This window comes from Streptomyces sp. NPDC006458 (genome assembly GCF_040612135.1).
GTDB lineage: Bacteria > Actinomycetota > Actinomycetes > Streptomycetales > Streptomycetaceae > Streptomyces.
Map to the genome: position 1 here is coordinate 63,833 of NZ_JBEXPR010000024.1, position 24,002 is coordinate 87,834.

Annotated in this window: 23 protein-coding genes and 4 pseudogenes; 18 read left to right on the top strand and 9 right to left on the bottom strand. The window is 70.6% G+C overall.

The window, feature by feature from the left end; all coding sequences use genetic code 11:
- Positions 1-73: 73 nt before the first annotated feature.
- Positions 74-2,215, top strand: coding sequence for a chromosome segregation protein ParM (locus ABZZ79_RS29005; RefSeq protein WP_356693634.1), 2,142 nt, complete (start codon positions 74-76; stop codon positions 2,213-2,215).
- Positions 2,216-2,295: 80 nt separating this feature from the next.
- Positions 2,296-2,484: a hypothetical protein gene (locus tag ABZZ79_RS29010; protein ID WP_356693636.1), complete on the top strand. Its 189-nt coding sequence runs from the start codon at positions 2,296-2,298 to the stop codon at positions 2,482-2,484.
- Here ABZZ79_RS29010 and ABZZ79_RS29015 read toward each other — a convergent pair whose 3' ends face one another.
- Positions 2,485-2,646 carry a hypothetical protein gene (locus ABZZ79_RS29015; RefSeq protein ID WP_356693638.1) on the bottom strand — a complete coding sequence of 54 codons (162 nt, stop codon included), beginning with the start codon at positions 2,644-2,646 and terminating at the stop codon, positions 2,485-2,487. It lies immediately after the preceding gene.
- A gap of 151 nt (positions 2,647-2,797) precedes the next feature.
- Here ABZZ79_RS29015 and ABZZ79_RS29020 point away from each other — a divergent pair, with 151 nt between their 5' ends.
- Complete coding sequence (locus tag ABZZ79_RS29020) at positions 2,798-3,349, top strand: hypothetical protein (protein ID WP_356693640.1); 552 nt, start codon at positions 2,798-2,800, stop codon at positions 3,347-3,349.
- Positions 3,350-3,466: 117 nt separating this feature from the next.
- Complete coding sequence (locus ABZZ79_RS29025) at positions 3,467-4,261, top strand: hypothetical protein (protein ID WP_356693642.1); 795 nt, start codon at positions 3,467-3,469, stop codon at positions 4,259-4,261.
- A 354-nt stretch (positions 4,262-4,615) separates the two neighbouring features.
- On the opposite strand, the gene ABZZ79_RS29030 is transcribed toward ABZZ79_RS29025, so the two are convergent.
- The 3 genes and pseudogenes from ABZZ79_RS29030 to ABZZ79_RS29040 form a co-directional block, all read right to left on the bottom strand.
- Positions 4,616-5,182, bottom strand: a complete 567-nt coding sequence (locus tag ABZZ79_RS29030) for a hypothetical protein (RefSeq protein WP_356693644.1) — start codon at positions 5,180-5,182, stop codon at positions 4,616-4,618.
- Between the two features lie 236 nt (positions 5,183-5,418).
- A pseudogene (locus ABZZ79_RS29035) lies at positions 5,419-6,069 on the bottom strand (hypothetical protein).
- On the bottom strand, positions 6,069-6,545 hold the full coding sequence (locus tag ABZZ79_RS29040; RefSeq protein ID WP_356693742.1) for a DUF2199 domain-containing protein: 477 nt from the start codon (positions 6,543-6,545) through the stop codon (positions 6,069-6,071). Before ABZZ79_RS29040 ends, ABZZ79_RS29035 begins: the two are co-directional and overlap by 1 nt.
- A gap of 383 nt (positions 6,546-6,928) precedes the next feature.
- On the opposite strand from ABZZ79_RS29040, the gene ABZZ79_RS29045 reads away from it, so the two are divergent.
- The 8 genes from ABZZ79_RS29045 to ABZZ79_RS29080 all read left to right on the top strand — a co-directional run bounded on the left by ABZZ79_RS29045 (position 6,929) and on the right by ABZZ79_RS29080 (position 11,587).
- Positions 6,929-7,627 (top strand): hypothetical protein, encoded by a 699-nt coding sequence (locus ABZZ79_RS29045; protein ID WP_356693646.1) that lies wholly within the window; start codon positions 6,929-6,931, stop codon positions 7,625-7,627.
- Positions 7,624-7,959 (top strand): hypothetical protein, encoded by a 336-nt coding sequence (locus ABZZ79_RS29050; RefSeq protein ID WP_356693648.1) that lies wholly within the window; start codon positions 7,624-7,626, stop codon positions 7,957-7,959. The genes ABZZ79_RS29045 and ABZZ79_RS29050 overlap by 4 nt, the downstream gene beginning before the upstream one ends.
- Positions 7,956-8,939, top strand: a complete 984-nt coding sequence (locus tag ABZZ79_RS29055; RefSeq protein ID WP_356693650.1) for an ATP-binding protein — start codon at positions 7,956-7,958, stop codon at positions 8,937-8,939. Before ABZZ79_RS29050 ends, ABZZ79_RS29055 begins: the two co-directional genes overlap by 4 nt.
- Before the next feature lie 108 nt (positions 8,940-9,047).
- Complete coding sequence (locus ABZZ79_RS29060) at positions 9,048-9,350, top strand: hypothetical protein (protein ID WP_356693652.1); 303 nt, start codon at positions 9,048-9,050, stop codon at positions 9,348-9,350.
- 90 nt (positions 9,351-9,440) lie between these two features.
- Positions 9,441-10,115 carry a GGDEF domain-containing protein gene (locus ABZZ79_RS29065; protein ID WP_356693654.1) on the top strand — a complete coding sequence of 225 codons (675 nt, stop codon included), beginning with the start codon at positions 9,441-9,443 and terminating at the stop codon, positions 10,113-10,115.
- The gene (locus tag ABZZ79_RS29070; protein WP_356693656.1) at positions 10,112-10,558 is read left to right on the top strand and encodes a hypothetical protein; all 447 of its coding nucleotides are present in this window, start codon (positions 10,112-10,114) and stop codon (positions 10,556-10,558) included. The genes ABZZ79_RS29065 and ABZZ79_RS29070 overlap by 4 nt, the downstream gene beginning before the upstream one ends.
- 277 nt (positions 10,559-10,835) lie before the next feature.
- Complete coding sequence (locus ABZZ79_RS29075; protein ID WP_356693658.1) at positions 10,836-11,042, top strand: hypothetical protein; 207 nt, start codon at positions 10,836-10,838, stop codon at positions 11,040-11,042.
- A gap of 89 nt (positions 11,043-11,131) precedes the next feature.
- Positions 11,132-11,587: a hypothetical protein gene (locus ABZZ79_RS29080; RefSeq protein WP_356693660.1), complete on the top strand. Its 456-nt coding sequence runs from the start codon at positions 11,132-11,134 to the stop codon at positions 11,585-11,587.
- Here ABZZ79_RS29080 and ABZZ79_RS29085 read toward each other — a convergent pair.
- Positions 11,571-12,026 (bottom strand): annotated as a pseudogene (locus ABZZ79_RS29085) (transposase); the annotation flags it as partial. The gene ABZZ79_RS29080 and the pseudogene ABZZ79_RS29085 sit on opposite strands and share 17 nt — an antisense overlap.
- Before the next feature lie 91 nt (positions 12,027-12,117).
- On the opposite strand from ABZZ79_RS29085, the pseudogene ABZZ79_RS29090 reads away from it, so the two are divergent.
- Positions 12,118-12,594, top strand: a pseudogene (locus tag ABZZ79_RS29090) (transposase family protein); the annotation flags it as partial.
- A 406-nt stretch (positions 12,595-13,000) separates the two neighbouring features.
- Here ABZZ79_RS29090 and ABZZ79_RS29095 read toward each other — a convergent pair.
- Together ABZZ79_RS29095 and ABZZ79_RS29100 are read right to left on the bottom strand one after the other, a co-directional pair.
- Complete coding sequence (locus ABZZ79_RS29095) at positions 13,001-14,299, bottom strand: plasmid partitioning protein (protein WP_356693662.1); 1,299 nt, start codon at positions 14,297-14,299, stop codon at positions 13,001-13,003.
- A complete protein-coding gene (locus tag ABZZ79_RS29100; protein ID WP_356693664.1) occupies positions 14,296-15,450 on the bottom strand; it encodes a ParA family protein in 1,155 nt (384 codons plus the stop codon). Before ABZZ79_RS29100 ends, ABZZ79_RS29095 begins: the two co-directional genes overlap by 4 nt.
- Before the next feature lie 1,101 nt (positions 15,451-16,551).
- On the opposite strand from ABZZ79_RS29100, the gene mobF reads away from it, so the two are divergent.
- The gene (gene mobF / locus ABZZ79_RS29105; RefSeq protein WP_356693744.1) at positions 16,552-18,348 is read left to right on the top strand and encodes a MobF family relaxase; all 1,797 of its coding nucleotides are present in this window, start codon (positions 16,552-16,554) and stop codon (positions 18,346-18,348) included.
- 5 nt (positions 18,349-18,353) lie between these two features.
- Here mobF and ABZZ79_RS29110 read toward each other — a convergent pair.
- Positions 18,354-19,005, bottom strand: a pseudogene (locus ABZZ79_RS29110) (transposase).
- A 236-nt stretch (positions 19,006-19,241) separates the two neighbouring features.
- Between ABZZ79_RS29110 and ABZZ79_RS29115 the strand changes: the two are divergent.
- The 3 genes from ABZZ79_RS29115 (at position 19,242) to ABZZ79_RS29125 (ending at position 22,301) form a co-directional block, all read left to right on the top strand.
- Entirely contained in the window at positions 19,242-19,589 is a 348-nt protein-coding gene (locus tag ABZZ79_RS29115) for a hypothetical protein (RefSeq protein ID WP_356693666.1), read from the top strand.
- Between the two features lie 745 nt (positions 19,590-20,334).
- On the top strand, positions 20,335-20,535 hold the full coding sequence (locus ABZZ79_RS29120) for a hypothetical protein (RefSeq protein WP_356693668.1): 201 nt from the start codon (positions 20,335-20,337) through the stop codon (positions 20,533-20,535).
- Positions 20,536-21,092: 557 nt separating this feature from the next.
- Complete coding sequence (locus ABZZ79_RS29125; protein ID WP_356693670.1) at positions 21,093-22,301, top strand: hypothetical protein; 1,209 nt, start codon at positions 21,093-21,095, stop codon at positions 22,299-22,301.
- A 64-nt stretch (positions 22,302-22,365) separates the two neighbouring features.
- Here the strand turns inward: ABZZ79_RS29125 and ABZZ79_RS29130 are convergent, their stop codons facing one another.
- A complete protein-coding gene (locus tag ABZZ79_RS29130) occupies positions 22,366-23,073 on the bottom strand; it encodes a hypothetical protein (RefSeq protein WP_356693672.1) in 708 nt (235 codons plus the stop codon).
- 298 nt (positions 23,074-23,371) lie between these two features.
- Here ABZZ79_RS29130 and ABZZ79_RS29135 point away from each other — a divergent pair, with 298 nt between their 5' ends.
- The gene (locus ABZZ79_RS29135) at positions 23,372-23,608 is read left to right on the top strand and encodes a hypothetical protein (RefSeq protein WP_356693674.1); all 237 of its coding nucleotides are present in this window, start codon (positions 23,372-23,374) and stop codon (positions 23,606-23,608) included.
- Positions 23,609-24,002: the final 394 nt, after the last annotated feature.

Below are 24,002 nucleotides of genomic sequence, written 5' to 3' on the forward strand. Positions count from 1 at the left end.
CCCCACCCACCCCCGCCACGGGCGGCCCCGCGAACTGCGGGGCCGCCCGTGGCTGTTCCCGAAGGAGAAGCCGGTGACCACGCCGCGCAGTGTCGCGCTCGAACGCCTCGCCTACACCCTCGCCGCGCCCGTGCTGGCCGTGGCCCCGAACCTCTACCCCGACAGCCCCGTCAACCAGGTCGTGCAGCTCGCCGGCGCGGCCGGGATCGGCGGCTGGGTGCTCGCCGCCAAGAGCGATGAGCCCGGCGCCGGACGCAAGATTCTGCGCTGGTCCCCGCTGGTCCTGGCCGCCGCCGTCGACGTCGCCGCCGGGCACACAGGCGGCTTCGGCCCGTACTGGACGGACGGGCTGCTCGCCGCCGGATGGGCGGCGGCCGGCTGCCTCGTGATGCCGTTCTCCCGGCACACCCGCCGCCGCCACCGCCCCGCCCTCGCCGCCCCGGCCCTGCGGCCGGCGCCCGCCGAAGCCCCCGAGCAGTCGGTGGCGCAGCCGGACGACGGAGCCGACCTGCTCACCCGCGACGCCCGGATGCTGTGGGAGCAGGCCGGGATGCCCGGCCGCACCCACATCGTCAAGGCCACCCGGCACCCCGGCATGCGGCACGACATGACGATCCTGCTGCGCGCCTCGGAGACCGGACGCCCGATCACCGGCCTCACCGAGGCCGCGGTCGCCGCCCCGTTCGCCGTGCCGTCCAGCGACGTCGTGCTGTCGGAGGTCGCCATCCAGCCCGGCCGCCAGGGCGGCCCCGGCTGGATGGAGGCCCGCATCACCCCCGACGCCAACGCCCGGCGCCGCAGCAAGCCGACCGCGCAGGAGCGCTGGACCGACCGGGTCGGCGGGCCCAAGGGCGGCGCCCCCGGCTCCGAGCTGGTCCACAAGACCCGCGACGAGATGCGCGGCGTGACCTTCTACCGGGCGAAGATGGCCGACTCCACCGAGACCCCGCGCATCGACCTGGCCAAGGTCTGCCGCGCGCTGGGCCTGCCCGAGGACGACTCCTGCGTGTTCGTCCTCATCGACGGCGCGGAGTTCCTCATCAGCGCGTTCGATGAGCCGCCGCTGTCCGCGATCTTCCCCGCTACCCGCGAGCTGCTCACCCCGGACGCCAAGGGCATGTACGTGTGCGGGTTCACCATCACCGGCCAGCCGGTGAAGACGATGGTGTACCAGCACGACAAGAACGCCCCGGCCCACGGTCTGACCCTCGGGGTGTCCCGCTCCGGCAAGACGCAGTACTTTGCGATCAACATGGCTGCCCAGTCGCTGGACGGCCAGGTGGTGTGGCTGTCCACCGTCCGCAAGGACGAGAAGACCACTGTGCTGGGCCGGTACATCGACCGGCAGGGCTCGAACGCGCTGTGGATGGCGCGGCAGCTGCGGGCGGCGAAGGCGCTGTGCGAGATCAGGGCGGAGATGCCCTGGCCGCACGACGGCCAGCCGCACGACTACAAGCCGGGTGACACCCGCTGCCCGTACCGGCAGCTCAACGTGTACGCGGATGAGTTCATGACCGCCGCGCAGGACGGGGACTTCGGCGAGTTCATCCAGAAGGACGGCGAGGACCTCACGGTCACCGGGCTCAAGTACGGGATCGGCTTCAACCCGGCCGGACAGAGCCCGTTCGCGCACAACGGGTTCTCCACGGAGATGAAGGACAACCTGCGGCAGAACAGCCGGCCGGTCATCTTCAACATGGGTTCGCCCGGCGCCACCCGCAAGGCGGCGGAGGGCACCATGGAGAACGCCTACGACGTGCCGACCATCCCGGCCCGCTACTCCCGCACCGAGGGTTCCGCGATCGAGCGGGCCATGCGCGGCGAGGCCGACCCGGAGAACGGCGTCTCCACCGGCGGCGTCGCGGTCATCGTCCTCGACAACGGCCGCGCCGTGCTCATGCGGTCGCTGTACGCGGACTTCGACACCGACCTCGCGCACCTCTTCCCCGACGAGGTCAACCGGCTCACCGACTACGAGATCAGCGAGCTGGAGAAGCGCGGCCTGTGGTTCGACTGGAACGAGCCCGTGCGGCCCGGCGAGTTCTGGCCCGAGCCCGACGAGGACGACGAAGGCGAGGGACGCTCCCGCCGCCGAGGCGGCGGCGGAGGCAAGGGCGGCGGCGGGCGAGGCCCCAAGGGCGGCGGCCGCCGCTCCGAGCAGGTCGCCTCTCCCCGCCAGGCGCTGGAGGCCATCAAGAGCCTCACCGACGCCTGATCACACCCACCCATCCCCGGGGCCGGCCCGCCCGAGCGCGGCCGGCCCCACCCAACCCATGTGAAGGAGCACCACCCGCCGTGGCCCTCTCCATCTCCGCCGCCGTGCTGCTGGGCATCATCGTCGTCGTCCTGGTCAAGGGCGGATACGTCCGGGTCGGCTCCGCGCTGGCCTGCACGCTGTTCGGCTTCACCCTCGCCGCGACCGGCCTGGCCCCGACCATCAACAGCGGTCTCGCCTCGTTCGCCGGACTGATCTCCAGCTTCTGACTACGCCTCGGTCCACGGCGGGTCGGGGGTGTAGTTGAGTCCGTCGCAGAAGCGGCAGTCCCACTCCGCGGGCACCTCCCACTTGTCGACCCAGAAGCCGACCTGCTTGCCCACGAAAAAGTTGTCCCCGCCGCACCACCCGCACTCGAAGACGAACTCCACCGGTCCCCTTCCCCGCGCCTGTTGGATCGAGGATGCCCGGGACACGGGTGCGGTGACACCCAAACGCCCACTCCCCTGCTGCAAACGCCGAAGGGCGCCGCCGGAGAACGACCCCGGCGACGCCCTTCGGCGTCCCCTGCCTGGAGCCCCGATGTCCCATGCCTCGCTCTCCCCCGCCATAGACCACCCCGCCCCGACCACGCAGGCCGCCGCGCCGCCGACGGACCTGACCCTCGAGGAACGCCTCACCCTCGTGAAAGCGGCGATGACCGCGCGCCTGGACGAAGCGGCCGTCGCCTACGAGGTCAACACGGCGCACATCGACCTCGAGCCCGTGGACCTGGCCGACGTCGTCACCGGCCCCGTCGACACCGGGACGGCCCCGCTGCCGGACCTGTACCCGACCCCCGTCGCGGCCCTTCTGCAGCGCGCCCACCACCGGCTGCTCACCGGCGGCTGGTGCAAGGACGTTCTGGTCGACGAGGACGGCGCCCGCTGCATGCTCGGGGCCATCCGGATCGAGGCCCGCGGCGACAGCGGCCTGGAAGCCAACGCGGCCGCCGTGCTCCTGGACGCGATCCGCCGCAAGTTCGGCGACGACGTCGACTCCGTGCCCTCCTTCAACGACGCGCACGGCACGGGCCGCATCCCGATCCGCATGGTCGACCAGGCCGCGCACCTCGCCGCCGCCCGCGGCCTCTGACCCCCTGCTCCGGACCACCTGCCTCGCACCCGAACCCACACGGTCGGGTGCGGGCCAGGCCGTCCGGCCTGCGCACCACTGCCCACACACGAACCCGAGCGAGGGAGTCGCCCCGCCATGCAGTCCGACGACAAGCCCACCAACGGCCAGCACAACACGAGCATCTTCGACCTGCTCAACCAGCTGCCCGAACCGCCGACCATCGACCTGGACAATGACCCCGGCAAGGAGCGCTTCGCCCGGCTGCGCGCCGGGTGGGACGCCTCCTGGGAGCAGGACGGCTTCCTGTACGAGCGGTGGGAGGACGTCCGGCACGCGCGGTTCGCCGGCTGGCACGGGATGGCCAACTGGATCAAGGCGGTGCTCAGCCTGGCCACCGTGTGCGCGGTCATCATCTTGCTGGACGGCGCCGGCGACATCATCTCCGCCGTGGCCCACCGGACCGCCTCCGCCACCCCCGAGACCCACCTGGCGTCCGAGACTTCCAACAGCTTCTGGGCAGTGATCGACACTCCGGTCCGCTCCTACCTCGCCCAGCACACCGGCGGCCTCGCCGTCAGCGGATCCGCGGTCTACGCCTTCTGGCAGGCGGTGGGCCTGTTCGGACTGGTCGGCGGCTTCTTCCACAGCACCGGCGCCCGCATCACCCACACCATCTGGGGCGCGGCAACCATCGGCATGGTCTGGTCCGCCTCCCCCGCCGACGGCCGCACCGTCGCCACCGGGATCGCCGTCCTCGCCTGGACCATCGCCTCCGTCTTCGCCCTGCGCGGTCTGAGCCTGCGCCCGGTCATCCACACCGCCTTCCAGCCGCACATCGACATCCGCCCCGAGGTCCACATCCCGCCGCAGCCCACCTCCGTCCACGACGACCTGGACGAGCCGGACAGCGTCCATCCGCTCCAGCGCTGACCCAAGCACTGCTCCCGCCCTTCTGCTGGCGCCCCAGCCGACCAAGGCGCGGCGCCCGACTGCTCCGGGCCGCCGCACGCTGAAGACCTGACGCTCTGCCTGGTCCTCGCCCGCCCGTGCCCCGGGGCAGGGCGAGGGCCGGACAGGCCGCCCGGCCGAACGCACCACCCGCTACGCCCCGCCGACACCACCACGACGTCGGCGGGGCGCAGCGCTGTTCACCGACGACTGGAGGAGATCACTCGTGCTCATCCCCCGCCCGCGCCGCCGGATCGGCCGGCCCCGCCCGCAGCGTTCGGCCCCCGCTACCCGCAGCGCCCCGACCGGCTGCCCGGTGCCTGGAGCCGCTGATGCCTAATAGGGACTGTCCTGCGTCACGCCGATGCTCCGGCGCATGGTGCGGCGCATCTGCGTGAGCTGCTCCCAGAGCCCCGTGATCTGATGGTGTGCTCTGTCCAGGGACTCGTTGTCCTCCAAGCCTGACGGGATCCCGCCGTCCAGACGCTTGAGGACCCCATAGATGCGGTTGAGCTGGCGGTGGACACCGTCGATGACGGTGAGTACGTCGTCCGGTACCCGCATCTGTGCCTCGGAGTACCGCGCCCGGTGCTCGCGCCGTGCATCGTCCAGGCGAGCCCTCACGTCATCCGTGACGCGGCCTGCCCGGAGCGCATGCCAGAAATGGTTCAGCTCGGAATGGAAGTCCAGCGAAGCCGTGTTCAGCATGACGTAGCAGCTCCGAACGGCCTCCATCATCACGCGTTCGGTTTCGTGCTGCCGCTCCTGGACGCGCTGCCGTGCTGATTGATCCAGTTCCTTGGCCTTGGCCTTTGCGGCGAGCTGCTGTGTCATGAGCCCTGATACGAGGGTGCCGACGATCCCCAGGAACGCGATCACCAGCGGCACCACCGTGCTGCTCACCCAGTACCGCCTCCCTGGTCCGCTCTGCTCTGAGTATGGCGGTGCGACGCTGCACCACGTTGGAGCCGCACCCGTTCTCACTTCTCACCGACACTCCTGGCGCCGTCCGTCCACCATCGTTCCCAGAAGGCATCGACAAGCGCTCCTGGTTGTGAGCTACGCAGCCAGCCGACGAATAAGGCTCAGGGGCTTGTGCCGAAGTAAGCGCTCAGGCCCAAGGCCCGTAGGTCAGCCGCCTAGAGGCCCCACTCGTCGAGGCCCCCGTAGATGTGCGCTTCGAGGCATTGCGGGGCATCAAGGCCTGTGGCCTCGCCCCGGTACACGGCGATGAGGGAGTCCTTGCCCCGCCACCAAGAGTCGGTCACACCCTGTACTTCGGGCACCGGCTCGAATTCGCCGAGATCCAGCGCGTCGACGGCCTTGCGCGTGACCCTCGTGACGGTTGTGGCCCAGCGGCGGGCATGAGCGGCGAGCGCCAGGGATTCCACCCATCCATCAGTGCTGGCATGCAGGGGCGTCCAACGATCAGCGTCGATACCGAACGCACCGTCGGGGCCGATCACGAAGCTGTAAGCCATGGACACCCGGCAGTCCCCTGCCGGGAACGACCAGCCTTCTGCGGGCATCTCCTCGGGGCAGTCGGCGTCCAGGACGCGCGGACCGCCCTCGTGGAACGGAGCCGGCGGCAGGGCGAGGCCGCCCCAGCGGTCCTCACGCAGTGGCCCGCTCGATCTCCGCAGCGGGGATCCCGTGCTCGATCCACGCTCGCGGTGTCGCCGTATGTCCTGCCGGCGAACGCGGATGCCCTCCGTCTCGACGAACCGCTGGGCCCTGCGGCTCAGGCCGGCAGGCGCGACCGGGACGGACGATACGGGCTGGTCATTCATTACTGCTGCTCACCGTCTCCGGCGTGGAGCACGGCCGACGCAATCTCCCGTACGCGCTCCGGGCTGATTCCTGTGCGCTGCTCGATGGCGAGGGGGTGGTCGGTGGGCTCCAGTTCGACGAAGGGGCGCTCGCCGACCGGACGGGTATGGACGCGCGTCTTCAGGTTGAGCGTCGTCGCCGGGTACACCGGAAGATCTGTGGTGAGCCAGCCGAAGTACGGCTTCTCAGCCTCGCGGCCGGGCCTGTCCCACAGATCCGAGGCCCGGGAAAAGCTCTCTCGGCTGAGCGAGACCCAGACGCCCCAGGAAAACACCTCATCACTGCCGATGACCGGTATCTCGATCAGGCCCTTGACGAAGTAGTGCTGCCCGCGGACCACGCACTGGTCCATGGAGAGCAAGCAGTCCTCGGCGTCGGCGAAGGCCGGCTCCCACACGGCGGGGGCCTGGGCCCGGAGCCTAGCGACGGCCTCCAGACGTACCCGAAGGGGGCTTACCCGGCTACCGCTCTGCGCGGCCAACTACCACGCCCAGTCACAGCTGGTTCCCCCGAGGAGAGGGGATGGCACGTGGCTTTCGTGGTGCCTTGGCACTGGAATACCGCAACTACAGAACAAGTGCACTCCGCCAACATCCACGAAGCTCGGCTGCTGCATCGAGTGCTTCGACGGCACGCCCGTGGACCCCAGCAGCTACCTCCCGCCCGCGATGCCTGCCGCTCACCGGCTGGCCGCGTGAGCCGCGGGCCCCGTCCCGGCCACACAGGCCGGGACGGGGCCCGCACAACCCGGGCGGCCGCAGCACCGGCAAAGGCCGGCCGCCCGCTCCCTCACCCCTTCGAGCTCAGGAGAACCCCAGCATGCATGCTCACCGTCCCGCCGTCTTCGCCGCCCTTCTCGGACTGCCCCGCGCCGGGAGCCGTACCTCGCCCGCCGCCCGCGGCTGCCGGGTCACCTGGCCGTGGGAGCGGCGCGCCGACCGTCGCCGGTGGCGCGCGGCCAGCACCCTTGCCGAGGTCGGGCTGCTGATGGCGGACTGGCTCGAAGGAGCGGTCTCCGTCCGTCCCGGCTACACCACGGGCCGGGGACCGGACGGCGATGAGACCGTCGCCACCGGCCTGGCCCCCACGCTCGCCGGGTGCTGTCGAGCCGGTTACGTGACCGACACGTCCCAGCCCGGCCACCCGCCCCTGCCCGGCCGGGACGGCGGGCTGTACGCCCAGCGGGCGTTCGTCACCGGTTTCATCACCGACCCCCGGCTGCTGCACCGGCTCGCCGCTGCAGCCGACGCGGCCAGCCTGCTCATGGTGAGGACCGACCGGCTCGGCCGCGGTTCGGCCGTCGTCCCGGTGTCCGTCCGTGACGGCGACCCCTGCGCCTTCGTCGGCCGCCATCTTGATCAGCAGAACCTGCGCCATCAGTGGGCGGGACAGGTCGGGCCCGGAGCGGTCAGCCACCTTGTCCGCGCGGCGCAGGTATCGCTCGTCGATCCCGAATGGGGCCGCAACCGGCTGTGGCCGTTCCTGAACACGTTCATGGCCCCGGGCGGCGACCGGTGACCGGCGCCACCCGTACCCGTCTGGAGCGTGTGCGCGCCGCGGCCGGCATCGCCGCCCTGGCCTTCCAGCAGATTGAGGACGACCTGAACGCCGGCGACGTCGATGCCCGCGAGCTCGCCGCGATCCTGCGCGAGCTCCAGGAGGACGTCGATGTCCCCGCCCTCGAGCAGATGGTCACCGCCGCCGCCCGCCGGGCGGAGCAGATCGAGCCCGACCACGACGGCGATGCCTCGTGCCCCCTGCACGAGGCATCCGCCCTGATCACCGACCACGCCGGGCAGCGCCTGAACTGGGCTGCCCGCTCCCTCGACCCGCAAGGAGATGTCGCATGACCTCGGTGCTGTACCCGGAACTGCCCGAGAACGGGCTGATCGTGCTGATCGGTGCCTCCGGTGCGGGCAAGTCGACCCTGGCCCGCACCTGGCCGGCCTCCCAGGTCCTCTCCCTCGATGGCCTGCGCGGGATGGTCAGCGACGACCCCGGCGACCAGAGCGCGACCGGCGACGCCGCCGACGTCCTCAAGCTGGTCCTGGAGCGCCGGATGGCCCGGAAACTCAACACGGTGATCGACGCGACCAACGTCGAACAGCCCGTGAGGGTTGAGCTGGTGATGGCGGCCAAGCGGCACGGCATGCCGACCGTCGCGGTCGTCGTCGCCACTCCGCTGTCGGTCTGCCTGACGCGGCAAGATCCGCGCCCGGCCAACCGGCGCGTGCCCGAGGACGTCGTCCGCTCGCAGCACCAGGCGGTGACGTACTCCCACCAGCAACTGGCCGCCGAAGGGTTCCACACCATCGTCTTCGCCGACAACCTCCGCCGGCTGGATCCGTTCCTGAAGCGGCTCTCCGCGCGTCGTGAGGCCGATCTCGGGCGCGACGGCAGCGGCGGCCTGGGCGACCTGCTCCTGGTCCGCCGCTTCTTCGGCGCAGAGATCCTGCCGCTGTGGCGGTGGCGACCGGACTCGGACCTGGTGACCGGCCGGGACCGCGTCGCGGAGATCCGCCTCGGAGAGCAGCACCTCACCCTGGCATTCCGCGACGACGTCGACGGCGAAGGGGACTTCGGCTTCGACGTCCTGCTCCCCTGCCCCTTCGACCCGGAGTGCGCCGGGCAGGCGTGGGCGCCGGCCTACTCGGTCACCGACCTGCACCAGGCGCTGACCGGCGCCATGGACAGCGACCCGGACATCGTCTGCACCGCCCACGGCGGCCCCGACGACGTCGACCAGGAGGCCGACGACCACGACCTCCAGGACGACGACCCCGAGGGCCGCGCCGACCTGGAGGCGCAGTACGCGGACGCGGTCGCGTGACCCGCCCGGCGTGACGGGCGCTCCGTGCCGACCCGACCTCCAGCACGACGGAGGCCGGGTCGGTCGCGGTGGTCCCTCACCACCGAGCACAGAGAGGAGCTGGACGTCATGTACCTGCGGATCTACGAGGTCGACGTCCCGATACACGACACCGCCGACCCGGCCCGGCGCGGCGTGCACGTCTTCACCGGCGTCGCCGACTCCCCCGCCGCGGCCCTGCGCCGCGCCCACGAGGTGTACGACGCCGCGCTCGCCGCGCACACGGCCGGACTCGAGATCCCCGGCAGGCAGCCGGACAGCTGGGGAGCGCGCGGGCTTCGGCCCGGCTGGCAGATGGAGTGGCCCGCCGCGCGGGCCGGCCTCTGGAACAACCCCGTCAGCTGGACGACCCGCAGCGACTTCGCGCTGTAGCTCCGCCCCGGGACAGCCGATCTGCTTGGCGGCTTCGTCGGCTGCCCCGGGCCCATCCATCCCGTACGAGACGAGACGGAGAACCCAAGTATGTCGTCCCTCCTGCGCGTTCAGGGCCAGATCGGCCAGCGCACCCTCTTACTGACGACCGCCGCCGTGCCGTTGACCGGCTGGGCGGTCCACGCGGTCACGCTGCACAGGCAGCTCGCCGCGACCCGCCGCAACCCGCTGACCGGCCTGCTGCGCCGCGACTCCTACACCGCCCGCGCCCACCGGCTCCTGGCCCGCCGCGACGACCTCGCCGTGGTCATGGTCGACCAGGACCACTTCAAGGCCGTGAACGACGACTTCGGGCACCCGGCCGGGGACGCCGTCCTGGCCGCGACCGCCGCCCGGCTCACCGCGTGGGCGGGCCCGCGCGCGTCCGTCGGCCGCCTCGGAGGCGATGAGTTCGCCGTCGTCGTCCAGGTGACCGCCGCGCGCCTGGAGCAGCGCCTCGCGCAGCTGGTCCGGATGCTGCACACGCCGGTCGTCCTGGACGACGGCCGCACCGTCGACGTCGCCGCCTCCGTCGGCGCCGCGACCACCGGTGTCCTCGGCACCCGCGACCTGACCGTGTTGCAGCGGGCCGCCGACGCAGCCCTGTACGACGGCAAGCACTCCGGCCGCGCCCACCTCGCCACCGCCGCGCACACCACGCTTCCGTCCGTCAACGGCCGCCGGGCCGGACGTCCGGGCACAGCAGTCTGGCGGCGAGCGGCATGAGCACCGGAACCCTTCCGCCGACGGGCGACTGGATCCGCGGCGTCAGCGTCAAGCAGCCGTGGACCACGTGCATCGCCGCCAGGGCCAAGACGATCGAGAACCGCCCGCAGCACTGGTCCTGGCGCGGCTGGCTCCTGCTGCACGCGGGCCTGCAGACCGACCGGCCCGCCCTGCGCCTGCCGCATGTCGCCCGCACGATCCGCGGCCGCGACCTGCCGACCGGCGCCGTGATCGGCGTCGCCCGGCTGACCGGCTGCCACCAGGACCCGGACGGCTCCCCGCCCTGCACCGAGTGGGCGGAGCCCGGCCTGTGGCACCTCGAGCTCGCCGACGTCCAGGAGCTCGCCCTGCCGATCCCCGCACGCGGACAGCTCGGGCCCTGGAAGCCCACCGAGGACCTGGTCGCGCAGGTGCGTCAGCAGCTGCCCGACCTGCGTCCGTGAGCACCCGCCGTCGCCCCGCACCCGCACCGCCCGAGCCGCCCGCCGTGCCGGTCCAACTCCTGGACTGGCACGACGGCCAGGCACTTCGCCTGGCCCGAGCATGTCGTGCTGTGCCGGAAGACCACTCCGCTGAGGTCCCACGCCGGAGAGGCCGTGCACAAGACGCGCGGAGCTCTGGAACGCGCGGAATCCCGGCGAGACCCGGTTCGTCTCCGACCCGCCCAAGAGCGGCAAGAGCAAGGACCACGCCTGAACTTCCCCTCCAGACGGAGGCCCCATGAGCAGCACCGAACGCGACGTCGACCACGCCCTCGCCTACCCCGAGCCGCCCGCCTCCCCGCTCTGGCACCGCCACGGCGCGCAGGCCCGCCCGCTCACCCCCCAAGAGCAGCGGCGCAACCGCGAGCTGCTGGACATCGCGCAGCGCACCACCCGACCCCGCTCCCCTCGCCCCACCGAGACCCTGGCAGAGGCTTCCCAATAGAGAAGTCAAGGTCGGGATCCGTCCTGGACACAGGCCGTGCAGCTGCTTTGTCATGGCAAGCTTCCTCGTCGAAGGAAGGGAGAGCGCTGATGCGGCTCGATCGAGGAGCGACCGGGTTCTGCGGTCAAGGTGACAAACCGGCGAACGAGACAGACCTGACGCTCTTTCGAAGTGCCTGCTGGGAAGCCGCAAGACTGATCGGTGGCCGTGTCGGCGAGTTGCCCCCAGCGGGGGCCTCCAGCTTCCATTCGGCCACCATCACCAGCCGTGCGGAGGAGCATTTCGTTCTGTGCCATGCTCACTTGCCGGTCGTTGCGTTCACCGAGCTGCCTCCCGTACCAGGGCAGCCGCTGGCGCGCTTCGTGAACCCACCACCGTGGGTGGACGCCTTCACAGCGTTCGGTTTCCGCTACCTCCAGGTCGAAGACCTGAGCCTGCCGATGTCCAAGGTGGACGTGGCCGAGCTGGCTGAAGCGGAACTAACTCAGATCCGCTACTGGCGTCCGAAGGCATTGAGTGACCTGTTGTTTAATTGGTGGGACTGATGACCACCGGGGGCGTGACCTCGTAGAGGCGACGGTCCCGAATCAGTGCCCATAGGACGTTGACGCGGCGCCGGGCGAGAGCGATCACCGCCTGAGTATGGCGCTTTCCCTCAGCACGTTTTCGGTCGTAGAACCGACGCGAGTTCGGGTCAGAACGGATACTGAGCAGCGCGGAAGTGTAGAAGACGCGTTGCAGGCGCCTCTGGTAACGCTGGGGGCGGCGCAGATTTCCGCTGACCTGCCCAGAGTCACGTGGAGCAGGGGCGACGCCGGCGAAGGCCGCAAGCCGGTCCGGCGACGGGAAAGCAGTCAGACTGCCGCCGACACCGGCCAGGAATTCGGCGCCCAGCGTCACGCCGGTCCCTGGCATGGACAGGATCACCTCGGCCAGCTCATGCTGGCGGAACTGGTCCTCGATGAGCTTGTCGGTCTCCGTGACCGTGCCGGCCAGTCCGTGACATGGCAAGGGCCACACGGGTTGGGTGAGTTGTGACGCTTACCTGGGCCCTGCGGCCTGCTCCCATCCTGCCCTGTCCGGGGTCTCTCGCGCACACTCCGGCGAGTCGCTCGAAGAACTCGCCCCCGAGTGGGAAGCGGCCCGGGAGTCGGCACTGCGCGAGCGGCGCGGCGGGGACCGGCGGCGGGCAGCCGGAGCCGGGGCCAAGCAGCGACTGGTGTTTACCGACCGGCTGCTGGTCACGCTGGTGCATCTGCGGCTGGGCCTTCCGCACGCGGCACTGGCCCAGCTGTACGGGGTGGACCGCCCTACCGTCTCCGGAGCGATCCGTGAAGTCCGACGACTGCTGGCCGTCCGCGGCTTCGCGGTGCCGGGTCACCCCGGGCCGCGGCTGCGCACGCTGGAGGACCTGTTCGCCTACGCCGTCGCCCAAGGTGTCGAGCTGCGGCTCGACGGCACTGAGGTGCAGGTCCGCCGCCCCTGCGCGGGACGCCCCGGCCGCAAGGCGTTCGTATCGGGCAAGAAGAAGCAGAACACCATCGAGACCACCACCAGCGACGTGGATGCCCCAGCCGGCCGAACCTTGCCCGGTTCTCCGCCTTCAAGCGCGAGGCGATTGCCCGCCGCGGCGGCGTCGCCGACCGGCCACAGCACGAGCAGGGGAACGGGCCCGCCCACTGAGGGATGCCGACCGGCCAGCGCATCGCCGATCTCCGCCTTCGCCCGTCTCGGTCTCAGGGCTCCGTTGGCTGACCGCCACCTGTTGTTGTCCGCGGACAACAAACTGCCGGACCGGGGATAGACGGCCAGTCGTCAGCGGAGGCTGCCGTGCGGGGGCTTGGCCCGCCTGGGGCCCGTGGCTCCTTGTCTTGTGCAGGTACAGAAGCGGCCCTGTACCCCGGGTCACTGCCCGGGGTACAGGGCCGCTTCGAACGCTCGCCTGCCTGCAACCGTCCTCAGGTTGTCCGCTCCTGCTGCTCGATCAAATCGTGCAGGAGCGCTTGGTACGCATCGGGGTGCTGCTGGCGCAACAGCGCCATCCAAACGCGGCCCCCCTGGACGAAGTTGTCGTCTGTCATCTTGATGTGCAAATGCGAGACGACATAGAAGGGGTCGTCATAAGGCAGCCGCTTCGCATGACTACCGTCCTCAGATTCCGGCTTCGGGGCAGAGATGACCTGATCGGGGCGTGGACTGGGCAGGGCCGATGACCGAGTCGGCTCCGCCACCACGGCCTTGGCAGGCCCCTCTGCCGCTGGCTCGCTGCCGGACGGCTTGTTGTCCGCGGACAACAAACTCTGACGAGTCTTCGCCACCTCGCTCGTTGTCACCGGCTCGGGAGATACGTTGTCCGCGGACAACAAACCCGGTGTGATCGAAGCCTGGTCACTCTGCTCGGACGTTCGCCCGGACGACTCGTTGTCCGTGGACAACAGCGGCGGCTCCATCCAAGGAGCGGGCTGCGCGGCCCGTACCGCCTCCACCGCCTGCCGTTGTTCCTGCTTGGCCTGGGCCTTCTGGCTCTTCGACAGGTCCAAATGCTCCAGCAGTGCCGCAGAATCGAGGCCCGGATTGTCCTTAAGGTGACGGGAAAGAAGTCTGCCGTCGCGCTCCGCCAGGGAGCCCGCGCTAAGCATGTGCTGCAGCTCGTCAGGTAGCTCCAGCAATGCGAGCTGGTTCGTCACCCAGGACCGGTCCTTGCCCAACTGCTCAGCCGCTCGGGAACGCGCTCCCCGCTCGGATTTCTCCGCGCAGATGTCAACGAGCTGCTGCACGCCTCGGGCGCGCTCGATGACATCGAAGTCCTCACGCTCGAGGTTCTCCTTGAGCAGGTGGTTGATGAACGCCTCGCGAGAAGCCGCCAGGTCGTCCCGGACAACAAAGTCGAGCGCTTCCAGCCCGACGTGCACCGCACTGCGATAGCGGCGCTCACCGTTGACCAGGATGTGCCGCGCCTGCCCGATCCGCTGCTCGTGCGCAGGCCACAGTGCCAAATACGCTTCCCGGCTCACGGCGACGCATGCGGCCAGCTGCGCTTGGCGCAGCTCTTCTCCGAAACGGGTGAGGTCGGCCTCGCTGCCGAAGTTGCGCCGCGGGTTGAGGGGGGTCGGTGCGACCTCCTCCAGGTGCAGGCGCACGAGTTCGTAGGCTGGGACGTCGCCTTGAGTCACGGCCTTCGCGCGGCCGCGGGCGCTTCGCCCCCTCGGTACCTGGCTGAACGACGATCCGGTGCCGAGCTTGTCGGCGACGCTCATGTGCTGATCCTCCTTGCGACCGCCCGCATGACCTCGGACTGGTCGCCGTACGGTGCGTGCACGAGCAGGGGCTGCTTCACACGCACTGCTTCACGCTGGTCCTTCAGCTCAGGCACGACAGCGAGAACAGGCGGGTCGCCGACGTTCTGCCATTCGCTGAGCGACGACGTGGCCACGTAGCCCTTCCGGCTGTCGTACATGTTGACGACAAACCCCAGCAGAGCGATGTCGACATCCATGTCCTCGACCAGGTCCTGGATCTGGTCGTAGAGCATGTCGTAGGCATCAGCGGAGGAGTCCTCGGCTAGTACGGGAACGACGATCCCGGACGTGCTCGAGTCTTCACCAGCACGGGTGCGGCTGTAGTACAGCGCGGTGTCCATCGAATAGCCGAGGCTCGGCGGACAGTCGACGACGATGAAGTCGAACTCCTGCTCAAGAGGCTCCAAAGCCTTCTCCAGTGCCGTCTCCTTGATACGGACGGCCTTGGTCGTGGCCAGCTTCGCGTCCAGCAGGAACGCGTCCTTGCAGGCAGGCAGAAGCCACAGGTGGTCTTCGAAGTCACCGCCCTTTATCGGCACCAGAAGCTCGCTCAGCTCGCCCTTGGCCTCCTTGAGCATGTGCTTGGCCAGGCTGGCTTCGTCGATGTCAAGCATCAGGTAGCCAAGCTGCTTGGTGAGGTGGCCCTGCGGGTCGAAATCGATGAGCAGGGTGCGCTGCCCGGACTCCGCGAGCGCCTGGGCGACGCCAGCTGAGACCGATGTCTTGCCGACCCCGCCCTTCTGGTTGCCGAAGATGATGCGGCGTGCCCCGGTGACCCGCGCCGGCTTGGGGCGCGGCGACGGGTTGCTGTCGAGCCAGAGACGCACCGACTGGGCGATTCCCTGGTTGTATGACAGGTTGCGGGACTTGCACGCCTGCTTGAGCTTGCCGTAGAGCCCGGCCGGGAGGTACGTCGCGAACGACGTACCTCCGGAGGTATCGACGGCCGGACGGCCTTTCGCCTTTCGCCAGGCCTCAACGCCTTCAGTGACGGCGTCCTGGATGTCTCTGCCTAGCTCTGCGGCCCGGACCTTCAGCTCCTTGCGCAGGTCAGCAGGCAGCTTGGCAACTACCTTTTCCCGATCACCCGGGTCGTATGGCGCAGTCATGGCGCTACCTTACTAGCGCCTTCCTTGAGGCGGAAACACTGCAAACCGCGTGTCATCCAGGTTTGTTGTCCGCGGACAACAAGACAGACCTCCAACGGGCAGCATGTGTCGAAGAGCGGCGCGGCGAGGAAGGCGGATGCGGCATGCCTGTCTGCGTCTATGCCTCCCGCAGGCCCAGAGCGTGTTCGGGGAGTTGGCCATCAACGGGGCGAAGCAGAGGAGATGTTGCGGGGTTGCTGTAATCGCGGGGCGGTGAAGGACACATACAGTCTGCGAGCATCATCCGATGGGGAGGCTGTGGGAGAGATCGCAGGCGATTGGCGTCCATCGAGGCGGTGTACCGCGACTCGTACCACCCCGTGGCCAGGCATTTAACGCGCAGGCTGGCCCGGGAAATGGTCGACGACGCGGTGTCGGAGGTCTTCACGATCGCCTGAGAGCGCTGGTCGACGCGGCGGGGCGCTCCTGGCCGGCCAGGAGGACGCTCGGCGGTGAATCCGGTGCGGACAACGAGGTGTTGGAGCGTATGCGGGCCGCTCGGGTCCTTGCCCGGCGATCTGCTCGTGCTGGTCCCGAAGGAGAAGGGGGCAGCCCTGGTCGGCACGCCCACCCGTACCCGCATCACAAGTCAGTGGGACCGGATCAGACGGGACTCGTGTGGTCGTGGCGCAGTATTCGCACGGCATCGTCAGGCATCGACGTCATGGAGCGGTGGCATCGCCTCCTTCCGCTGCACGGGCTGGAACGGGAGACAGCCAGCGGGGCACCAGCGGTCCTTGACCTCCTCCCGTTGAGGGACTGTGCGCTGAGGACCAGGTACACCAGCTCCTGGGTGGTCATGTGGCAGAGGGCGCAGGCGATTTCATCTCTGGTGATGTACATGGACGGGAGAGTGCACACGTCGGCGGCTTACCGTCTCGGGCTGCTGCTGCAGCCCGCCTGGCGGGCGCTGCGGTAAAGACTTGGCGATGGCCTCCCGCCCGGCGGGAAGTAGCGGGGATCACGCTTTTCCGCAGGCCAACGCCGGGGTTCCATGGGCCGGTGATCAGCAAAGCGGAGGTTCGCCCGGGGAACGGGTGGCGCTATCTCTTCCGTGGCGTGATGGTCGGCGACGGCCAGCGCCCTGCGGGTACGCCGCTGCGCGCCGCCCAGGACGAAGCCGGTGTCCCGCCCGGCGTCTGGAAGGGCCGGGGCTTGGCAGCGGTCGGCCTCACGGCCGGGGACGTGGTGACCGAGCGGCAGGCCGAACTGCTCCTGGGGGAAGGCCGGCACCCGGATGCCGACCGGATCGAGCGTGAGCGCCTGGAAGCGGGCGACGATCCGGCGAAGGCGCGGCGGGCGACCGTGCTGGGCAGGCCCATCGAGCACAACCGCTCACCGAAGACCGAGAAGGCCAAGGAGCGGACGCCCTGGCTGGCCATGGATCTGGTGTTCCGGCCTCCGTCGACGGCACACATCGCGTGGGCGCTCGGGGATGACAAGACCCGACTGGTGCTGGAACTGTGTCAGGACATCGCCAGGGACAAGACGCTGGCGTGGTTTGAGGATTCGGTCGCGGAGATCCGCTGGAGGAGCGGCGGCAAGATCCGCAAGCCGATCCGGGACGGGCTGATCGTCGCGGTGTTCCGGCACTACGAGTCGAGAGCTGCCGAGTCGAAGCCGCTGCTTCACGATCACGCGGTGGTGTCGATCCGTGCCCGGCGGCCGGACGACAAGGGGACGTGGGGCAACCTGACGGCGGACTCGCTGATGGCCCACATTGCCGCCGCCGACACCCTCTACACCCTCTACTTCATGGAGGAGGTGTCCGCTCGGCTCGGGTGGGCGTGGGAGCCGCGCGAGGTGACGCCCGGCCATCGGCCGGTCATGGAGATCGCCGGGATCGACCAGCGGCTCATCGGCTGGCAGTCCACCCGCCGCCAGCAGATCGAGGACGCGCTGTCCGTCCTGGTGGCCGACTACGAAGAACGGCAGGGGCACCTGCCGGGGGAGCAGGCCGCCTACGCGCTGGGCTGTCAGGCCGCCGACCAGACGCGCCCGCCGAAGCGCACGGTGATGCTGTCGCTGACCGAGCTGCGCGAGCGATGGCGCGCCTCAGCGATACGAGCGTTCGGCGCCTGCACCGTCTACCGGCTCGCACAGCGTGCGCGGGCGGCGGCCGCGGCGGCGCGGGCGCGGCCGGTGGTCGACGTCGCCCTGGCCGCCGTCGACACCGTCGCCGTGGTGTACGTGATGCGCGGCGCCTTCAAGCGCCGGCACCTGCTCGCCGAAGCGCGCCGCCACCTTGCCTACGCCCTGCGCGGCCGACCTCACCAGCCCGGCCTGGACGACCAGATCGTGCAGGCGGCCGTCGACGACTACACCCGCCCCGTCGGGCGCGGCCTGAAGATGACCGCCGACCTACGCGCCTTGTACCCGCGCGACACCGAGGACCAGGCCGTGCTTCGCCCGCTGACCCGCAGGCGCACATCGGCGCCGTACGAGCGGGCCCGCCTCGCCGCCGGCGCCCTGGCCGCCCGGGTCAACGCCGCGCGCCGTGCGGAGCGCCTGGGCTCCCGCCCCCTGCCGTACGCCGTCGCTGTGCCAGCCGCCTCGAGGTCGCACCCGCGGCCGTTCCGCACCGGCCGGAAGGACGGCCGCCTCCTGGAGCCGGAGACCGGCGTCGACACGGTGGAGCAGACCCGCCAGACCATGGAAGCCGCCGCCGCCAAGGTGGCCGCCACGATCCAGGACAGCAAGCGGGCGCGCGCCCTCGCCCACGGCCTTCGACCTCAGCCCGCCCCGGCGACGACCCCGCCGCCGCAGCACACTCAGCAGCCCGGCATCCAGCACGCCCCGGGCCGGAATCCAGGAGGATTCCCAATGACGTTGTCAAGCCGGGGCGGTGACGCCTCGTGACTGGGTCATGCCGCTGTGGCAGCGGGGTGGGACGTGACGGCCTCGAAGGTCCGGTGGTCGCGTATCAGGGCCCAGAGGACGTTCAGGCGGCGTCTGGCCAGTGCAAGGACGGCCTGCTTGTGGGACTTTCCCTCGGCGCGTTTGCGCTGGTTGAAGGCTTTGGACAAGGGGCAGTGCACGGTGGCGACCTGGGCGGAGAGGTAGAACATCCGCAAGAGCCGTCGGCTGTAGCGTCTGGGCCGGCGCAAGTTGCCGCTGATCTTGCCCGAGTCACGGGGCACGGGGGCGAGCCCGGCGACGCCGGCGAGCCGGTCGGGGCTGCCGAAGGCGGCCATGTCACCGCCGGTCGCGGCGATGAACTCCGCTCCGAGCATGTCACCGATGCCGGGCATGCACCGTCCGGCCAGGGATGTAGAAGAGCCGCTGTCCGTGGTTGACCAGCAGCGCGATCCACAGCGCGGCGCCGCCGGCGTTGAGGTCGACCACCCAGGTGACGGGGGCGCCGTCGGCCAGGTCCAGGACATCACCGAGCAGTTGCAGCAGCTCGTCCTCGTTGTTCGGCACCCGGCGCGAGAGCGCTTTGTTGCCGTCCGCGTCGATCACGGTGCAGTGGTGTTCGGCCTTGCCCGCGTCTGTCCCCGCCCACAGTTCGGGCACCGGACCCTCCTTCGTCGTTCTGTTGTGCTGTCCCAGCAGACGACCTCGCTGTCACGTCCATACGAGCGATTCGGTTCGCGCATCCCAATCAGCAGTCGAGTCGTCGCGGGATGCCGGGCGGCCAATCCTCCTCAGCCACGAACGCGGCACTCACATGAAAGCCACACCCGGCATCCCTGGGTGTCCCGATCTTACGAATGACCGCGATCAACCCACGAAGAAAGGTATGGAGTCGCATGAGCACCCCGGAAGAACGCCCCGACCCCGAGGACGCCCTCGCCCGCGCCCGCGCGGCCCGCGCGGAGATGGCCGCCGCGCTCGAAGAGGACCAGGAGCCCGAGCCCGATGAGCCCCTGAGGTGGCAGCCGATCTGGAAGCGGCCCCGGAAGCCGAAGTCGAAGGCGGCGAAGAAGGTGGAGCTGCGCAAGCAGCGGCGGCGGCTCCAGGACGCCGCCAAGCGCCGCCTCGCCGCAGGGAACTCGCGCCGGCCCCGCTCCCGGCAGAGCCGGATCGGCAACGCGGCCGCGCGCCGCGATGCCCGCGCCCTGTCCCGGGTGCGGCACTCCAACGCCTGGCTGTGGTGACGATGCCGGGCATCGTCCACCGAGTGGAGCCCACGATGTTCTGCATCCGGTGGCGATGCACGACATCGGGTGGAGTCCACTCAGTGGACTCCACCGATGGGCTCCACTCAGTGGAGTCCACCCGATGGGCTCCACCGAGTGGACTCCACTCCGGTGCGCCGGATGACGATGGACGCCACCGCGGTGCGCATCGCGATGGTGCGCCACCGCGTCCGGCACCGCACCACCCCGACGATGCCCGGCACGCTCGCGCGCGCTGGTGCGCCGCACTCGATGCTCCGCACCGCACCGGTGCGCCTGCCGCCGCCGACCCCTTGTCCGGGTGCGGCCGGCCGCGCGCGACCCCCTTGTCCGGCTCCGCTACACCCCCTTGTCCAGCTCTGCCACCGCGACGTTTCCCCTTGACATAGCCGGTTTCGGCTTGCGATCAGGTCGCGGTCAAGGGGGTGTGTGATAGAGGAGCGCGCCCGGCGGTGCGGTGATGCCGGGGAGCCGCACCGCAGTGGCGCCCGGCGGTGCGGTGCGGTGAAGCGGTGCGGTGCGGTGGTGCCGGTGGAGCGCACCACGGTGGTGCGGATGTGCGCCGGAGATGAGCGCCGGACCGCACCACCGCCGTCCCGAGGGTGCGGCTACGCGGTGGTGCGGTGCGCCGGGTGCGCCTCCATCGCCTGCTTCATCCCCCCGGCCTCCAGCTGGCGCAGGACGTCGGCGACGTCGCTGTGGTCCTCGGTTGAGGATGTTCTCGGTGAAGCGGGTGATGGTGTCGGCGATGCCCGGCGAGGAAGGAGTGGGCGCACGGCTCCCCGTCGTGGTCGTCCTCGGCGGTGATGGGGATGAAGACGCGCGCGGCGACGTCCAGGAGCAGCCGGTGCAGCTCCGGGCCCGTGTCGTCGGCGACCGCGCAGGCGGTGTCGATGTCGCCGGCCTGCATCAAGCCCGGATGTAGACGAAGGCGTCGGGCTCCATCGGGGCGAGCGGCGCGGTGACGGTGTTCTCGGGCATGGGTGGCTCCCTCGTCGTCGGGCCGCCCCGCTGATCGCGGCGGCCTCAAAGCCACCCTCGAACCGCGGCCCTGTGGACATCCGGTCGTTGACGGGGGAGAACTCTCCCCCCTCCGTTTTGATCACGATGAGGTCACGACGGAGGGGTTTTCCCAGACCGGCGTCACACGGAGCCCGAATTCCACACCTGTACGAGGTGAATGGCGGGATAGGCCCGCCCCACCTCCAGGAGCACCGTGTGGCGAGCACCGCAGACGAGCCCGAGCAGACCCCTGACCAGGCCGGAGAGGCCCCCTCCGTGGACCCCTCCATCACCCCCTCCGCGCCCCGTCGCCAAGGACCGGGAGTTTCCGCAGGTCAGGCCCGGCGGACAGGGGGTCGCCGCAGGTCCGACAACCCTCATGTGCCGAGGAAGCCACAGCACAGGAGGACTTCGACCGGGCCTCGACGCCGGGAGCTCCTGCAAGCCCTGGGGATCTTCCAGAGGGCTACGCCCGATCAGTTGTGGAAGCTGACCCGTCCGGACAACCGGCACGACAAGCTCACGCGGGACAACCTCCTGGATCTGGAGGACCACCACCTGGTGAGGATCGAGTCGGTGCAGGAGGACCAGCGGCAGGTGTGGGTGCTGACCAAGCGCGGACACGGCGAGGCGAAGGACCTGCTGGAGCCGAAGGGCATACGGGTCTCGGTGCTGCGCAAGCAGGAGTACGACCCGGACACCGGTGAGCTGCTCGGCACCGGCTACGACGACCACGCCGCGGCGGTCACCTCGACGGCCGCCGAACTCCACCGCGCCGGGATCGGCCACCGGCTCGGCTTCCAGACCGAGACCGGGCACCGGCTCGGCAACAGCTACGTCCAGCGGGCCGACCTGGTGGTGCGGGCGCCGGCAGCCGGGGTGCCCGTGCTGCTGCTGGAGATCGACCGCCGAACCGAGGACGCGCACGACCTGGTCGCCAAACTGCGCCGGTACTGGGAGTGGGGCCGGCTGCTCCCGAAGGACGCGGACAAGCACACCGTGGACCTGGTCCGCTCCCGGCCGGACGCGATCGACCACGTCGACCACGAGAAGCGGCTGTGGCGCCGGGTCTACCCGCCGACCGGCCGGGAGGGCCTGGTGCCGGTGGCATTCGTGTTCGCGGACACCACCGAGGCGAAGGTCGCCAACACGGTCGCCGTACTGGAGGAGGCCGGCCGCCGCTACTGGGCACCGCGCCGGTACCGGAACCTCCACCGGGGGATCACGGCGAAGGACTACGGCCAGGCCGTGCCCGTCGTCGTCACCACCCTGGAGCAGCTCCAGGAGCACGGCGCGGACGCGGCGGTGTGGCGGCGGCTAGGACGCAAGGGCGAGCAGACGCTGACGGCCGCGCTGGACAACCCCGACGGCGACGCCCTCTTCCGCGACCAGGAGGCCCGCGCCGACGCGGAGGAGGAGCAGCGCCGTGCCGCTGAGCGGGAGGCGCAGCGCCCCATGTGCAAGCGGTGCGGGCAGAAGTTCACCGACCAGCGCTGGGAGGAGACCACCGCGCACCGGACGGCTTGGAGTGCCGGTGACGTGTCCGTGTGCGGCACCTGCCACGCCGACGACGTCGCCCGCGAGGAAGCCGCCGCCGAAGCCGCCCGCCTCCAGGCCGCCGCACCGCCGGAGCCGGAGGACGACCAGGAGCCGGACCGGGGCCGCGGCTGGTTCCGCCGCCGGCCCTGACGACACCCTCCGCACCCGGTGCGCCCACGGGCACGGGTGCGGAGGGCTGTACTCGCAGCAGGATCTACGCGGGTGCCGGTGCCGGTGCCGGTGCCGGTGCCGGTGCCGTGCGCAGCGCCGCGAGCGGGGAGCGCCGGCCTTTCTCCACCGCGCGCAGCTGGTCCCAGTCGACTTCGGGGTGGGCGGGGACGACTGCGTCGACGGAGGTGGTGGTGTAGAGCGCGACGTCGACGGCCCCGGCCCGGCTGGTGCCGAATCGGACCTCGATCGACTGCGGGGAGCGGACCCAGCCGAGCCGGACCATGTGGTCGAAGTCGGCACGGCGCACCCGGAGTCGGGCGGCGGCTTGCTCGGGACCCAGTGGGGTGTCGGCGGCGACCAGGTCCGCCAGGTCCTCACGGCGGCAGACATCCGCGACCTGGCCGGGGTGGTGCAGCGTCCCGTCCGGGTTCGCGCTCAGGTCGACCAGCAGGCCGCGGTCGACGAACCGCCGCACCACGAACGCCGTCACGTTCGCCCTCTCGCCGATCACGTTCGGGGTGCCGAGCGCGTCGGCGATCCGGTCCGCCGCCGCGCCGCCGCCGATCGGCGGGGACGGCATCGCGGCCCGGATGGCGTCGGCATCCAGCGCCTCCACGGCGGCCCGGGACCACTGGAAGGACGACGCGTCCGGGTCAGGGATGAAGCCGGTGTGCCGGGCCCACCGGAAGGCTGCTGCGGGCACCTTCAGGCGCTTGGCGGCCTGGCTCGCGTCGTACTCGGTTCGTCGCATGAGATCACCTCTCGCTCGTTCGCCGGAAGCGGCGGACAGAACATGACAGAGCGCACGATAAACTGTCAATACCCCCTGAAAGCAGGCAAGTTGGACGCGCACCGCTAGGACTGCGCCCGCGTACGCGAAGGAAAATCACCCGCCCGGGTGCCGCTCCAGACCGGGCCGGACCACCGTGGTGGGGGCCGACCGCAGGCCCGACCATGAGGCCGACCATGCCGGGCGCGACCCCGACCACGGCGCCGGACGGGGCGTGTCCGAAGTGACACACAATTCGAACAAGCGATCTAATACCGGTATGGACGTGACCGACTTCCCCGACGACCTGGTGCAGACACAAGCCGCCTGGAACGCCACCTACCAAGCGCTCGCCGCACCCCGCCCCCGCGACACCACCGCCCTGCGCCGCCGCCTGCTGCGCCTGTCCGTCCGGCTGTGGTGGCACCCCTACTGGGAGACCGTCCCCTCGGTGCCAGCGGCACGGTCCGAGCTGTGCCAACTCACCCGCACCCACGGAGCCGTCCGGGCCGCGTGACCGGTCGTCCCGGTCGACCAGGAGCATGAGGTTGCGACAGGGGTTGCGCCTATCTGTTGCGCTGGGGGTTGCGCTAGGTGTTGCGCGGCCCGCAGGACCGTCCCCGGGTCCGCGCAGGTCATCACCCGGTTCTGCCGTGGTCGGCCTGCTGACATCCCCGTTGCGGCTGCTCTGCCCATGTCCCTTGGCTGGAGTGAAGGAGGAGGGACGGGCGGGATGGGCGGCGCGGCCGCGGCCGGGGATCGGGGCGCGCTCAGCCGGTTGCGCGTCGGCCGGGGCCGCCGCGCCTCGCCGCCGTCAGCCCGGCGGCGGAACCGGGACGGAAGTCGCCGGCGCCCCGATGCTGTCCTCCCGGTGCCCAGCCCCACCAAGGGGTGATGCGGGAGAGTCCCGC